We start from the raw sequence: 14205 nt of genomic DNA on the forward strand, positions 1-14205 counted from the left end.
CTGCCGGGCGTTCAGCGCCCGGCAGGAACAACAACCAAACGCCGGCAGGCAGCAGATTAAGCCAGCTTGGCCAGCAGCTTCATGAAAATGGCCGCTTCCCTGGCGGAAAGCGGCGCCAGCGTTTCCTGCGTAATCTCGCGGGCAAGCGGGATCAGCCGCTCGATCGCGTCGCGCCCCTCGGCCGTCAGACTGACCAGCAGGCGCCGTTTGTCGACTTCGTGCTTGCTAAGTTCGACAAAGCCACGCGCTTTCAGCCGGTCGATGACGCCCTTCACCGTCGCCGCATCCATGGCGATCAGGCTGCCAAGCTGGTTCTGCGAGGTCTCGCCGACGTCGCGCAATTTGGCCAGAGCGGCAAATTGCGGCGGCGTCAGATCGGCGATATGTGCGGCGAAGATCGAGACGTGGCGCTGATGCGCCTTGCGCAGAATGAAGCCGACCTGCTCCTGCAAGCGATAGTCGTTTTCGTCAGGCTCCTCGGCCTCGACCAGCTTGAGCAGATTGTCCTCGGCGCTCACCGCAGCCCATCCCATGCCTTGATGTCCTTGGCCGCCAGCCCGCCCATGCGGTCGTGCACGCGCGGGCCGCAGGTCATGGCGAGGCAAAACAGGATCTCGTCAGGACGCGGACCATCGCTGATGCCGATTTCCATGGCGTCGAAATGGCTGCGCACATAGGCGGCGTTGATGTGGCCGAGCGGCACATCGAGCCGCGCGCCGAAGGCGCCGACCTTCTTTGCCGACGGCACGATCGCCTTGGCGTCGCCGAGCCGCTCGCGCATGGCATAGCCGCCCGGCACATGCCACAGCGCGCCATGCTCCAGCTCGCCCGCCATGCCGACGATGGCGCCCTTGCCGTAACCGTCGATCTGTTTGACGTCGCCGCCCAATGCGGCAATGAGCCTGTCGGAGAGTAGCAGCCCGAGCGGCTTCAGATCCTCCATGGCGCTCTGCAGTTCCTCGACGTAACGGCCGGCGAACGGGTTCTTCACCACAGCCATGGCCGCGGCGCGGCGCCGCGGCACCTTCGCCATCGGCCCGCCTTCGTGAAAAATCTCTTCGGTCAGCACGGCGATCTTGCGGATCGGAAACTCAGGCATGAGCAATTTCCCTCTCTAAAACTTTGTTGGCGAGCGCCATCGGACCTGCGATGCGCACCTGACCGCCGAGGAAAAGCGCCGCGGCGGCAATCAGGCCGCGCCGCCGAAACTCCTCGGCAACGGCAAATCCGCCTTCCAGCGCAATAGCGATTTCAGCGGCGGAAAGCGGCCCGACGCCCTGTGTCACCAAACGGTCGCCGAGGTCGCTGTCAGGTGCGAGATCGCGCGCCCGTACGCGCCTAACGGCCGGATGACCGGGCAGATCGACGGCGTTGGCGATCAAGGTCGCGGCGCCATCGGCTTCAGCACCCGTTCGCGCCAGCACCGTGACCGCGTCGGCGATGCCCAGCGAAAAGGAGCGGCCGCGCCAGCCGCTTGTCGCGACACCGCGGATCCCGTCTTCGGCGCGGATCGTGAGACGATCTGCCAACCCATGACCTGTCCCGGCAATGGCAAGCGTCATCGACTGCCCGTGGCCGAGATAGATCGCGCTGTCGCCGCCATTGTTGACATAGGCGCGCTCGAGCCGGTGGCCGGCAAGCAGCGCGCCAAGCACTTCGTCGGCTACCGAACCGGCGACGGCAGCCATCGGCGTAATGAATTGTTTCGCTAGCGGAACGACCGCCGCTTCCATGCGACGTGCCGTCGGGCCTGCGAAAGCACGGGGCTGCGAGGAGGCCGGGCAGCGCAGCCCGGGCAACTCTTCGACCAGTTCAACCAGGATTGTCTGGAAGCGCGCCATTGCCTGGCGATATGCGGCGCTGCATTCATTCGCCTCGCCGAATGCCTCGACGATCAGGTCAATCGGCCCATGATTGAGGTGAAGTCGCCGGCCGTCCTTGAGCCAATGCGCCTGTGGGCCGTTCATCGCCCGGCCCCGTTTGCGGCCGCGCGACGCAACTGCGCCAGCGGCGGCCAGGGATTGTCACGGGGTGCGGCCGTGCCGCGGCGCGGGTTGAGATACTCGCCGCCCTTAGCCAGGATATCATCGACGCTGCGGATTTCGGCTTCGTAGCCGCCGAGCCTGACATAATCGTCGCGGCGCATGGTGAACTCGATCGGCGCCACCAGCGCCGGCGTCGGGACATAGCCGAAGGCACCTTCCGGCACGCGGGTGACGTCGACCATCAGCGTGATGCCGCCGCCCGGCCAGACATAGACCGGCGCGCCGCCGACCGTCACATAGGTCTTGAGGCCCTGCACCGAGCGGGTCAGATTGACCGGGTTCTCGGTGACGCCGGCGCGCAGCGAGCCGCCGGCGCCGCCGACGAAAAGCACGGTGCAGAGCGCCGGCTCGCAATTGTCCTCAATCAGTTCAACCGACTTCCGCAGCCGCTCCGGGAACGGTTTCTGCACCGGCTTCAATTCGTCGTCGAGCTCGTAATAGGCGAATTGCTCACCGGTGGTCGAGACCATCAGCAGCGACATGCCGGGGCGCGCACCCTTTTTGGCGTTCCATTCACCAAGGATCGACAGCGGGTCGGAGATGCTGGTGCCGCCCCAGCCGAGGCCGGGCTCCGACACCTTGAAATAACGGCCCGGCGTCGAACGGCGGCCGATAATCTTGATGCCGGTGTCCTGCCAGCCAAGCACCTTGCCGGCCTGATGCTCGGAGACGACGCCAGTGATGTGGTCGTCGACCACCACCACCTCGTCGACAAGGCCGCGCCACTGGGTGGCGAACATGCCTATGGTGGCCGAACCGCAGCCGACGCGCATGCGCTGCTCGAGCTTGCCGTCGATGACAGGCGGTTTGCCGGCTTCGACGATGACGGTGGCGCCGCCGTCGATGACGAGCTCGACCGGCTTGCGGTTGCACAGGCTGAGCATGGCGTCACAGGTGGCGCGCCCTTCAGCCTTCGAACCGCCGGTCAGATGATGCACGCCGCCCAGCGACAGCATCTGCGAGCCGTATTCGCCGGTCGTGACATGGCCGATCGCCTCGCCTTGGGCTCGGACCGTCGCCGTTTCGGGGCCGATATGACGGTCGGTGTCGACCTTCACCTTGACGCCGCAATAGGAGAAGATGCCCTCGGTGACGACGGTGACCAGATCGACGCCCTCGACCTCCTGGCTGACGATGAAGGGTGCCGGCTTGTAATCGGGATAGGTGGTGCCGGCGCCGATCGCGGTGACGAAGCGGCGGCCGGTGTTGACCAGTTCGCCGTCCCAGCCCTTGCCTTCCTCGGCAAAGGGCACGACCGCGCCGCCTGTCTCGGCCGCGTGGTCGAGGATGGTCAGCGGGTCCATCCGCACGATCCTGCCGCCAACATTGCCGTAGCGATCGCAGGCGCCGGTGCGGCCATCGGCGATGTAGCACATGACCGGACAGGCATCGCAGCGGATCTTCTCGGCCACCAGCTTCTCGCCGGGATCGTGTGTCTCGAAGCGTTCGGCAAGCTCGCTCATCGGCGCGCCTCCTTGTCGAGGATGGCGGCGCGGATGCGGGTCGGCGTCGCCGGAATTTTGGTGACCAGCACACCGGCGGCATGGCGGATGGCGTTGAGGATCGCCGGCGCCGTCGGGATCAGCACATGCTCGCCCAAACCCTTGGCCCCGAAGGGTCCTTCCGGATCCGGAACTTCTATCAAGATGGTCTCGATCGGCGGCACGTCGCCGATCGTCGGGATCAGATAGTCGTGCAGGTTTTCGGTGCGGCCGGGGATGTATTCTTCCATCAGCGCCATGCCGATGCCTTGGGCGATGCCACCCTCGATCTGGCCTTCGGCAAGCAAGGGGTTGATGGCCTTGCCGACATCGTGCGCGGCGGTGATCTTTATCAATTTCACCGTGCCGAGTTTGAGGTCGACCTCGAGTTCGGCGATCTGCGCGCCATAGCCATAGACGGCGTAAGGCTTGCCCTGGCCCTTAGCATCGAGCGGCTGCGTCGGCGGGTCGTAGCTTTCCTCGGCCCGGAAGACGAATCCTTCGGCGTCTGCCTTCAGCGAGGAAAGATCGATGCGGCGCGTCGCTTCGCCTTCCCTGATGCTCAGGCTTGTGCCATCCAGCGCAATCGCCGCCTTTTCCGAGACATTGGCGAAGCGCAGTATGGTCTCCCGCAAGGCGCGGCCGGCCTTTTCGGCGGCCTTGCCGGTGACGAAGGTCTGGCGCGAGGCCGAGGTCTTGCCGGCGTCGGGGGTGATCGCCGTGTCGGCGCCTTTCAGCCGGAGCTTTTCAAGCGGAAGACCCAACGCGTCGGCGCAGATCTGCGCGATGACAGTGTTCGAACCCTGCCCGATATCGACGGCGCCCTGATGCAGGACGACTTCGCCCGATACCGAGATGCCGACCTTGATGGTCGACGGATTGGGCAGCGAGGTGTTGCCGCAGCCGTACCAGCAAGAGGCCACGCCGACGCCGCGTTTTTTGATACTGTTACCGGCATTGAACGCTTCGGCATCGCGAAGGGCACGCTGCCACTGTGGGCGGAGGGCCTCCAGGCAGTCGGCGATGCCGACGCCCGACTCGAGCCGCTGCCCGGTAACTGTTTCGGATCCGTTCCGAAGGCAGTTCTTCAGGCGAAAGTCGAGCCGATCCATGCCGAGCTTGTCGGCCAATTCGTCATAGAGGGTCTCCTGCATGATCGTCGCCTGCGGCACGCCGAAGCCGCGAAAGGCGCCGGCAATCGGGCCATTGGTGTGGATGGCGCGGCCTTCGGCGCGATAGTTCGGCGTCGCATAGGGGCCGGAGGCGTGCACCGGCACGCGGTTGGCGACCGTCGGCCCCCAACTGGCATAGGCGCCGGTGTTGAAATCGCCGGCGAAGACCATTCCGGTGATGCGGCCGTCGGCATCGGCGCCGATGCTCGCTCTCATCTGAGCGGGATGGCGCTTGGTGGTCGAGATCATCGATTCGGTGCGGGTATAGGCGAGCGCCGCCGACCGGCCGGTTTTCATGGCGACGAGGCCGATGAGCGGTTGCAGCGAGACGTCGAGCTTGGAGCCGAAGCCGCCGCCGGTGGCGGTCGGCACGATGCGCACCTTTTCCGGGGCAAGGCCGAGCACTTTTGCCGTGTCGTCACGGTCCATATAGGGGGCCTGCGTGCAGGCGACGACGACCAGCGTGTCGCCGTCCATGAAGGCATAGCCGGCTTCCGGCTCGATATAGGCATGCTCGACATAGGAGGTGTCGATGGCGCCGGAAACGACGAAAGCCGCACCGGCAAGCGCGGCTTCCGGGTCGCCACGCTCGACGAAGCCGGAGGTGAGCAGGTTCGACGGCCGGTTTTCATGGACCAGTGACGCACCGCCGGCCTGTGCTTCGCCAGTTTCCAGAAAATGCGGCAATTCGGTCCAACTGACCGGAAAATCGGCTAGGTCGAGATCGAGGATAGCCTCGCATTCGCCGACAATCAGCGCCACCGCCTCGCCGCGAAAGCGCGAAAATCCTTCAGCCAGCGCCGGCTGGTCGGCGAAGGGCGCGATGACGCCGAAACAATTCTTTCCCGGGATATCGGCAGCGGTGAAGACGCCGGCAATGCCGGGACGGGATTTCACCCAGCTGCCGAGATCGCCAAAAGTGAAAGCGGCATGATAATGCGGCGAGCGGACCACCAGCACCGACAGTGCATCCACGGGAAAGGAATCGCCGCCGAATTTTTCGACGCCGGTGACTTTCGGCACGCCATCGAGGCGGATCGGAGAGGAGCCGACGGCATGGCCAGAGGATGGCATGCGCTGATCGAGACCGTCGGCGTGGCGCCAAGCATCCATCACCGCGGCGACGATCTTGCGGTAGCCGGTACAGCGACAGAGCACGCCGCCCAGCGCATCCTGCGTTTCGGCCTCGCTCGGGTAAGGCGTCCTGTCCAGGAGTGCCGTTGCGGCGACCAGCAGGCCGGGCGTGCAGGCGCCGCATTGTGCTGCGCCATGGCTGAGAAACGAGGCCTGCAGCGCCGACAGCCGGCCATCGCCGAGACCTTCGACGGTCGTCACCACGGTGCCGGAGGCGGAAGCCGCGGGCATCAGGCAAGCGCAGACCGGCTCGCCGTCGACCAGCACCGTGCAGGCGCCGCAATCGCCGGCATCGCAGCCGATCTTGGTGCCGGTCAGCTGCAGCTCGTCGCGCAACACCGCGGACAGCCGTCGCACCGGCGGCACGCAAACGCTGACGGCGGCGCCGTTGACCTCGAAGGCGATGTCGGCGCGCTCCATGCCCATCAGGCCGCCGCCCTTTCGTCGGGAACAGCGCCCACCGCACCAAGCACGGCGCGGGCGACGATCTCGCGCGCTGCATCCAGCCGATATTCGGCGCTGCCGCGCACGTCCCCGATCGGCGACAGCTCGTCCATCGGTGCGGATTGGATCGCAGTGGCCATCGCGTGGCCGACGGGCCGGCCGCGCAGCGCCGCCTCGACACCCACCAGGCGCCTGGCGACGACCGAGCAGGAACCGACGGCGACGGCCGCGTTCCTGACGACACCATCTTCGACGGCCAGGCGTGCGGCGGCCATGGCGATGGAGATGACGAGATAACGCCGCGCGCCGAGTTTCACGAATGCGGAGCTGCCGGCGGTCGCGGGTTTGGGAATGCGGATTGCCGTGACCATTTCGCCGGGCTGCAGTGCGGTGCGACGGTTGCCGAGGATGAATTCTGCAAGGGGCAGATGCCGGGTCGCCACCGCGGAACGCAGTTCGACTTCGGCGTCGAGCACCAGCAGCGCCGGCGCGCCGTCGGCGGCCGGCGAGGCATTGCAAAGATTGCCGGCAATCGAGGCAACGTTCTGGATCTGCACTGAGCCGACTTCCCGCGCCGCCTGCTTCAGCGCGTCGAAAGCCGCCGGCAGCGGATGGCGGACGAGATCGGTCCAGGTGGTGCGCGCGCCAATGAGCCAATAGTTCTCGGCTTCGGCAACGCCGCGCAATGCCGCCAAGCCATTGATGTCGAGGATATTGTCGCGGAAAGGCTTCCTGCCCTGTGCAGGATAAAAATCGGTGCCGCCGGCGAGGATGCGCCATTGCCCTTCGCCCAGCAAAGCGAGGGCGTCGTCGACCGTGGTGGGTTTTGCGTAACGGATCACGCTTTGCCTTCCCAGAATGGGCTTCCCGAGAGGGGATCCTGCCGAAAGATTTTCCCGAGCATGCAAGGCAGGAAATTCATTCGTATGCAAATGATATCAAGCCGGCAGGAATTGTCAAAGCCAGAGTTTGCACGGCTATGGGCACCGGTGCGCCCGGAACGCATTTGTTATGCCGTGAGAGGTTGACGCAGCCGGCCATCTGGTCAAGTTTCTGCGTCCGGTCGCGTTTTCATTGGAGCCTAAGCTCAAGACCAAGAAAATAAGGAGGCTCCATGGCCGACGAAGCGCTTGTCGTCATCGACCTGCAGAACGACTTCTGCCCGGGTGGCGCCCTGGAAGTGGCCGGTGGCGACGAAATCGTGCCGTTGGTCAATGACCTGATCCGGCGGACCGAGCACGTCCTGCTGACGCAGGACTGGCACCCCGCCGGCCATTCGAGCTTCGCCTCCAGCCATCCCGGCAAGCAACCGTTCGAAACAATCGATGTGCCTTATGGCCACCAGACGCTGTGGCCGGATCACTGCATCCAGGGCAGCCTGGGATCGGATTTCCATTCGGGCCTCGCCTGGAGCAAGGCCGAGCTGGTGATCCGCAAGGGGTTCCGTCCTGCGATCGACAGCTATTCGGCATTCTTCGAGAACGACCGGACGACGCCGACCGGCCTTGCCGGCTATCTTCGGGATCGGAACATCGAGACGCTGACCCTGGTCGGCCTGGCGACGGATTTCTGCGTCGCCTTTTCGGCGCTCGACGCGGTCAAGCTCGGTTTTGCGACGTCCGTGCGGCTCGACGCCTGCCGCGGCATCGATCTCAACGGCTCCGTGGAGAGGATGCTGGGCCGGATGCGCGATGCCGGCGTGGCACTGATTTGAACGTCATCCAGCCGAAGCTGACAGACTTTTGAGGGGCTTCATGCGGTTTGCGGCGTTGACGGCAAGTGCTGCACTTATTGCCGCAATCTTTTCTCCGGGAGCGGTTCTCGCGGCCGAAGCGCACGAATTGCCGGGCGCCGCCATGTCGCTGTGGTGGGTGCTGCCGTTTGCCGGGCTATTGCTTTGCATCGCGACCGGCCCGTTGCTCTTCCATCATGCCTGGGAGCACCATTACGGCAAGATCGCTGCCTTCTGGGCAGCGTTGGTGATCGGGCCGCTGGCCATCGCCTTCGGCATCCCGTCGGCCACGCAGGCGGTGCTGCATGCGCTGCTCACCGAATACATGTCGTTCATCATCCTGCTGTTTGCGCTGTTCACCATTTCGGGCGGCATCTTCGTTGCCGGCAACATACACGGCACGCCGCTGGTCAATGCCGGGCTGTTGCTGGGCGGCGCGGTGCTTGCTTCGGTCATTGGCACAACCGGCGCCTCAATGATCCTGATCCGGCCGCTCATCCGCGCCAACGACAACCGGCGCTTCAACGCCCATGTCGTCATCTTCTTCATCTTCCTGGTGTCCAACATCGGCGGGTCGCTGACGCCGCTCGGCGATCCGCCGCTGTTCGTCGGCTTTCTGCGCGGCGTCGATTTCTTCTGGACGACAGTTCACCTGTTGCCCGAGACGCTGTTCGTCGCCGGCGTGGTGCTGGTGGTTTTCCTGGCGATCGACATCATCATGCATCACCGCGAGGAAGGCGCGCCGAAGATCAAGGATCCGACGCCCGACAGCAAGGTGCGCATTCGTGGCCTGGCCAACATCCCGCTGCTGGCCGGGGTGATCGCCGCGATCCTGATTTCCGCTGCCTGGAAGCCGGGAGTGAGCTTCGCTTTCCAGGGCGTCAGCCTCGAGCTGCAGAATCTGGTGCGCGACGCCGCCATCCTAATACTGGCCTTCACGTCGCTTGTCGTCTCGCCGAAGGAGTTTCGCGGCGCAAACGCCTTCAACTGGGGGCCGATCGCCGAGGTGGCGAAGCTGTTCGCCAGCATCTTCATCTGCATCGTGCCGGTCGTCGCCATATTGCGGGCCGGCCTCGACGGCGCGCTGGCGCCGTTGGTGCTGCTGGTCAGTTCGCCGACCGGCGCGCCCGACAACCTTGCCTATTTCTGGCTGACCGGGGCGCTGTCGTCCTTCCTCGACAATGCGCCGACCTATCTGGTGTTCTTCGAGCTAGCGGGCGGCGATGCGCAGCATCTGATGACCGAGCTCGCCTCGACGCTGGCGGCGATCTCGGCCGGCGCGGTATTCATGGGCGCCAACACCTATGTCGGCAATGCGCCGAATTTCATGGTCTATGCCATTGCCCGGCATCGCGGGATCAAGATGCCGAGCTTCTTTGGCTACATGGCGTGGTCAGGCGCCGTGCTGATCCCGACTTTCCTGCTCGCCGGCTTGCTGTTCTTTGCCTGATCAGCCGACGCCGACATAGCGACGGACCGCGGAGGGATCGGCACGCAGTTCCTCGACATCGACCGTCTCGCGGTTGCGGCCGTTTTCGATGAAGCAAACGCGGTCTGCAACCGACAGCACGGCATCGACGCGCTGCTCGACAAGAATTGTCGACACGCCAAGCGCACGCAGTTTCGACACGGTTTCGCGGATCTTGGCGATCATCGACGGCATCAGCCCTTCGGTCGGCTCGTCGAGCAGGAGCACCTGCGGTTCCAGACACAGGGCGCGGGCCATGGCCAGCATCTGCTGCTCGCCGCCGGACAGCGTGCCGGAACGCTGCCTGAGGCGCTGGCGCAGCAGCGGGAAAAGATCGAGCACGTTTTCGCGCGTCGCCCTGCCCTTGTTGCGGGCCATCAGGCCGATCTCGATGTTTTCAGCCACCGTCATCTCGGCGAACAGCCGCCGGCCCTGCGGCACGTAGGCGACGCCGGCCTTGGGCACCTCGTGCGCCGGCAAGCCGGTCAATTCCCGCCCTTCGAGCCGGATCGAGCCGGACCTTGCCGGCACCAGGCCCATGATCGCCTTCAGCGTCGTCGTCTTGCCGGCGCCGTTGCGGCCGAACAGGCAGAGCACCTCGCCCTCGTTCAACACGAGATCGAGGCCATAGAGCACCTGGACCTCGCCATAGAAGCAATCAAGTCCGGAGATCGTCAGTGCCTTGGACTGGGCCTCAGCCATGGGTGGTCCCCAGATAGGCGTCCTGCACCGCGGCATTGGCGCGGATCTGCTCGGGCGTGCCTTCAGCTAAAATCCTGCCGGCGTTGAAGACGGTGATGCGGTCGGCGAGCTGCATGACCACCGGCATGTTGTGCTCGATCAAAAGCACGGTGGCGCTATCGGCGATCTCGCGCACCAGCTCGATGAAATTGTCGATCTCACTGTCGGCCAGCCCTTGCGTCGGTTCGTCGAGGATCAGCAGCCGCGGCTTCAGTGCCAGCCCCATCGCCACTTCCAGCAACCGCTGGTGACCGTAGGACAATTGCCCGGCCGGCATTTGCGCCCGATCGGCAAGGCCGGTGCGCTCGAGCGCCGCCATGACGCCGATGTGAACAGCACCCTTCGAGCGGCCGTCGGTCAGCGTGCGCTGCACCGGCAGGGCAACATTGTCGTAGGCGCTGAGATTGGCAAAGACGCTGGTGATCTGGAACGTGTAGGCGATGCCAAGGCGAACCCTGGCGTAGGCCGGCAGATTGGTGATGTCGGCGCCGTCGAAGACGATCGTGCCCGACGACGGCTGGATGCGGCCGCTGACCAGGCTGACGAAGGTGGTCTTGCCGGCACCGTTGGGGCCGATGACGGCGCGGATCTCGCCCGGCATCAGCGCGAAGTCGACGCCGTCGACGGCGCGCAAGCCGCCGAAACTGCGGGACAGGCCTTTGGTCGTCAAAAGCGGCATCATGGCAACCACCCGAGCCAGCGCTGGCGGATGCTGCCGAGAATGCCTGTCGGGAAGAACAGCACCAGCAGGATGAGCGCTATGCCGACGATCAGCAGATAGGAGGAGGTGTAGCCGCTGGCAACGTCGATGACATAATACATGAACAGCGTGCCGATCAGCGGACCGAGCGTGGTGGCAGCACCGCCCAGCAGCACCCAGAGCAGCGGCAGGATGGAATACTGCACCGAGGCGAAGCTCGAGCCGACATAGCCGAACAGCAGCGCATAGGCCGCGCCAGAAGCCGCGCAGATGCTGCCTGAGATGACGACGGCGGCGAGCTTGTTGGAAAACGTATCGTAGCCAAGCATCTTGGTCCGCTCCTCGTTCTCGCGGATGGCGACCAGCACGCGGCCATAGCCGGAGCGGACTATGGCCAGGCTTATAAGCAGCACGATCGAGAACAGCGTCAGCGCGCTCATATAGCGCACGGTCGGGTTGGTGAGGTCGAGCGACGTGCTGCCCAGGACCAGGACCCGCATTGCCTGCGGTACGACCATGCCCTGGTCGCCGCCGGTCCAGGCGGCGAGATAGAGGATGACGAGATAGAATACCTGCGCGAACATCATGGTGACGATCATGAAGGCGACGCCGGAGGTGCGCAGCGCCAGCAGCCCGATCACCAGCGCAAGCAGCGCGCCGCAGGCAAGCCCGGCTGCGAAGGCGGCCGGCACGCTCCAGCCGAGATGGATGACGGCAAGGCCGGCGCCATAGAGCCCGGCCGAAAAGAACATGGCATGGCCGAGGCTGAGCAGCCCGACATAGCCGAACAGCAGATTGTAGCCCATGGCGAAGACCGCCAGCACCATGATGCGGGCGAGCAGGCCGTGATGGTAATCCGGCAGGACGAAGCTAAGCCCGAAAAGCAGGGCGATGACGCCGAGATGCAGCGCATATGGCTTTGCCGGCGATGCATCCTTCATCGCGATGCCATCCCGAACAGGCCCTGCGGCCGGAACACCAGCACCATGGCGACAAGCAAGGTGGCGATGATCTTGGCCAGCGTCGGCGAGAAGAACACCGAGATGATGCCGTCGGAAAGGCCGATCAGCACCGCGGCGACGACCGTGCCGCGCAGCGAGCCGAGGCCGCCGATGATGACGACGATGAACGACAGCAACAGCGGGTCTTGTCCCATCAGATAATGCGCCTGGCTGATCGGCACGATCAGCACCGCGGCCACAGCCGCCAGCATGGCGCCGAGGGCGAAGACGCCGGCATAGACTCTGGTCACCGGAATGCCGAAGGCCTGCGCCGTCTCGCTGTCATATTGCGTGGCGCGCATGATGAGGCCGATTTTCGTGCGCGTCAGCATCAGCCAGGTCGCGACCAGAAGCAGCGCCGACGCGGCGATGATCGACAGCTTGTAGCCGGAATAGCCGAACCACGGCAGAAGGATGCGGTAGCTGAACGGCGGCTCCACCGGCCGCGCCTCCGGGCCGTAGAAGGTCAGCGCCAGTTGCTGGATGATGTAGAGCATGCCGATGGTGGCGACGATGGTGGCTTCCGGATTGTAGTTGAGCCGGCGCAGCACCAGCCGTTCGGCGACCAGCGCGATCAGGCCAACGATCAGCGGCGCCAGCACCAGGGCTGCCAGGAAGCCGAGCGCCGGATGGCCGGATATCGCCGTAGAGATCGCCCAGGCAAGCACCGCGCCCAGCATGAAGAACTCGCCATGCGCGACATTGACGATGCGCATGACGCCGAACACCAGCGACAGGCCAAGCGCCGTCAGCGCCAGGACGGCGGAGGTGACGAGGCCTTCGAGGGCAGCGAGGAGCAGGTGGGGTCCGAAGTGCATCGATTACGCGCCCAAGGGAGATGCCCAGAGCGCCCCCCTCTGGCGAAGCGCACTGTGACTAAAGAACCGAGCTCACAGCGCCTGCGTCGTGTAATCCCCTTCCGGCTCGTAGAGGCCGTCCTCGATCTTGGTCTTGTGGACGACATTCAGCCGGCCGCCTTCGACCTTGGAGATGTTCTGGATACCAAAACACTGGTGGATCTTGCCGTTGAAGGTTTTCGGCCCCTGCGGGTGCTCCGGCCCCTCGGCGAACTCGGTCAACGCCTCGGTCGCCTCGACCAGCTTGGCGCGGTCTTCCGGGCCCTTGTAGCCGGCGTCTTCCATCGCCTTCTTGACGACGTAGAGCGTTTCCCAGCAGCCGAACATATGTGCGGCGGTGGAGACGTCCTTGGGATCGCCGACAGCGGCACCATTGTCGTCGATGCCGACGGCGGCGCGGTAGGCCTTCTGCGCAGGGGAGTCATCGGGCTGCGCATAACGCGGCGAACCTTCCCAGAAATGGCTGCCGTCGAGGAATTCGAGGCCGGGGCTGTTGATGTCGGTGGCTTCGAGCGAATCGATGAAGCCGAACAGCTGCGGCCGATTGGAGCCGTAGAACTCGCCGAGCTCCTTGACGAAGGTGAGCACCGCCGGACCGACCATGACGTGGTAGATCACCTCGGTCTCTGCGGGGATCTGCGGGAAATATTTGGTGAAGGAGGATTCCGTCGGCGGAATCGCGATCTGGGCGATAACCTCGGCGCCTTGCGCCTTCAGCGCCGGCGGCAGGTAGTCGCGATGATCGTAGCCGAAGGCGAAATCGGGGAATATCTGCGTCACCTTCTTGCCGGCGTTGGCGGCAATCCATGGCGCCATCGACTGGATCTGGCTCTTCACGTCGGTGATGCCGGGCTGGAAGACGTAGCGGTTCAACTTGGTCGAGGCGACGTGGTGGCCTTCGCTGACAACGAAATAGGGCATCTTGGCCTCTCCGGCGGCCGGCGCCGAGCCGATGACGACATGCGAAAACAGCGTGCCGTAGACGATGTCGGTCTTGTGCTGGGAGGCGAACTTGCCGACGACTTCAGCGCCCCGGCCGGGATCGGTGCCGTCATCCTCGATGATCACCTCGACCGGCCGGCCGTTGATGCCGCCGGCATCGTTGATCGCCTTGACTGCAGCCGCCGTGGTCTTCTCGTACCAGCGGCCATAGGCGGCGCCGATGCCGGTGCGGTGCGACTGGAAGCCGATCTTGATCGGCGCCGAGCTCTGCGCCTGGCTGTAACGCACGAAACCCGGCGCGACGGCAAGACCGGCGCCGGCGGCAAGGCCCTTCAGCGCCGTGCGGCGGGTGAGAGCGTATCTGGAGAGATCGAAAAACCCATTCTTGTCAGTCACGGCAGTTCCCCTTGTTTATGAGCTTTGACCAATGGCTGTAGCAGGCGGGCCACTCTTGTTAAGAGGGCCGAAAATTGCATGTGTACAAACTA

The 14205-nt window shown here is 64.8% G+C and carries 13 protein-coding genes; 2 read left to right on the forward strand and 11 right to left on the reverse strand.

Translation table 11 applies throughout. The annotated features are described in order from the left end of the window. Positions 1–56: 56 nt before the first annotated feature. Genes NKH23_RS01240 through NKH23_RS01265 form a run of 6 tightly spaced genes read right to left on the reverse strand, consistent with a single transcriptional unit; the run spans position 57 to position 7118 of the window. Complete coding sequence (locus NKH23_RS01240) at positions 57–518, reverse strand: MarR family winged helix-turn-helix transcriptional regulator (RefSeq protein WP_352490575.1); 462 nt, start codon at positions 516–518, stop codon at positions 57–59. Next, positions 515–1099, reverse strand: a complete 585-nt coding sequence (locus NKH23_RS01245) for an amino acid synthesis family protein (protein ID WP_352911834.1) — start codon at positions 1097–1099, stop codon at positions 515–517. The genes NKH23_RS01240 and NKH23_RS01245 overlap by 4 nt, the downstream gene beginning before the upstream one ends. Continuing rightward, positions 1092–1967, reverse strand: coding sequence for a UPF0280 family protein (locus NKH23_RS01250; protein WP_352977101.1), 876 nt, complete (start codon positions 1965–1967; stop codon positions 1092–1094). The genes NKH23_RS01245 and NKH23_RS01250 overlap by 8 nt, the downstream gene beginning before the upstream one ends. Next, positions 1964–3508, reverse strand: a complete 1545-nt coding sequence (locus NKH23_RS01255; protein WP_352977102.1) for a 6-hydroxynicotinate reductase — start codon at positions 3506–3508, stop codon at positions 1964–1966. Before NKH23_RS01255 ends, NKH23_RS01250 begins: the two co-directional genes overlap by 4 nt. Next, complete coding sequence (locus tag NKH23_RS01260) at positions 3505–6258, reverse strand: molybdopterin-dependent oxidoreductase (protein WP_352977103.1); 2754 nt, start codon at positions 6256–6258, stop codon at positions 3505–3507. Before NKH23_RS01260 ends, NKH23_RS01255 begins: the two co-directional genes overlap by 4 nt. Then, positions 6258–7118 (reverse strand): FAD binding domain-containing protein, encoded by an 861-nt coding sequence (locus tag NKH23_RS01265; RefSeq protein ID WP_352977104.1) that lies wholly within the window; start codon positions 7116–7118, stop codon positions 6258–6260. The genes NKH23_RS01260 and NKH23_RS01265 overlap by 1 nt, the downstream gene beginning before the upstream one ends. A 272-nt stretch (positions 7119–7390) precedes the next feature. Here NKH23_RS01265 and pncA point away from each other — a divergent pair, with 272 nt between their 5' ends. Both pncA and NKH23_RS01275 read left to right on the forward strand, forming a co-directional pair. Continuing rightward, positions 7391–7990, forward strand: coding sequence for a bifunctional nicotinamidase/pyrazinamidase (pncA, locus tag NKH23_RS01270; protein WP_352490552.1), 600 nt, complete (start codon positions 7391–7393; stop codon positions 7988–7990). A 40-nt stretch (positions 7991–8030) separates the two neighbouring features. Next, the gene (locus NKH23_RS01275; RefSeq protein WP_352977105.1) at positions 8031–9458 is read left to right on the forward strand and encodes a sodium:proton antiporter; all 1428 of its coding nucleotides are present in this window, start codon (positions 8031–8033) and stop codon (positions 9456–9458) included. Here NKH23_RS01275 and NKH23_RS01280 read toward each other — a convergent pair whose 3' ends face one another. The 5 genes from NKH23_RS01280 to NKH23_RS01300 all read right to left on the reverse strand — a co-directional run bounded on the left by NKH23_RS01280 (position 9459) and on the right by NKH23_RS01300 (position 14113). Further along, a complete protein-coding gene (locus NKH23_RS01280; RefSeq protein WP_352977106.1) occupies positions 9459–10178 on the reverse strand; it encodes an ABC transporter ATP-binding protein in 720 nt (239 codons plus the stop codon). After that, the gene (locus NKH23_RS01285; RefSeq protein WP_352911854.1) at positions 10171–10899 is read right to left on the reverse strand and encodes an ABC transporter ATP-binding protein; all 729 of its coding nucleotides are present in this window, start codon (positions 10897–10899) and stop codon (positions 10171–10173) included. The genes NKH23_RS01280 and NKH23_RS01285 overlap by 8 nt, the downstream gene beginning before the upstream one ends. Continuing rightward, positions 10896–11858 carry a branched-chain amino acid ABC transporter permease gene (locus tag NKH23_RS01290; protein ID WP_353034153.1) on the reverse strand — a complete coding sequence of 321 codons (963 nt, stop codon included), beginning with the start codon at positions 11856–11858 and terminating at the stop codon, positions 10896–10898. The genes NKH23_RS01285 and NKH23_RS01290 overlap by 4 nt, the downstream gene beginning before the upstream one ends. Next, entirely contained in the window at positions 11855–12736 is an 882-nt protein-coding gene (locus NKH23_RS01295) for a branched-chain amino acid ABC transporter permease (protein ID WP_352977108.1), read from the reverse strand. Before NKH23_RS01295 ends, NKH23_RS01290 begins: the two co-directional genes overlap by 4 nt. Positions 12737–12808: 72 nt before the next feature. Beyond that, positions 12809–14113 (reverse strand): ABC transporter substrate-binding protein, encoded by a 1305-nt coding sequence (locus NKH23_RS01300; RefSeq protein ID WP_352977109.1) that lies wholly within the window; start codon positions 14111–14113, stop codon positions 12809–12811. Positions 14114–14205: the final 92 nt, after the last annotated feature.

It is taken from the genome of Mesorhizobium sp. M1328 (assembly GCF_040318075.1).
GTDB lineage: Bacteria > Pseudomonadota > Alphaproteobacteria > Rhizobiales > Rhizobiaceae > Mesorhizobium.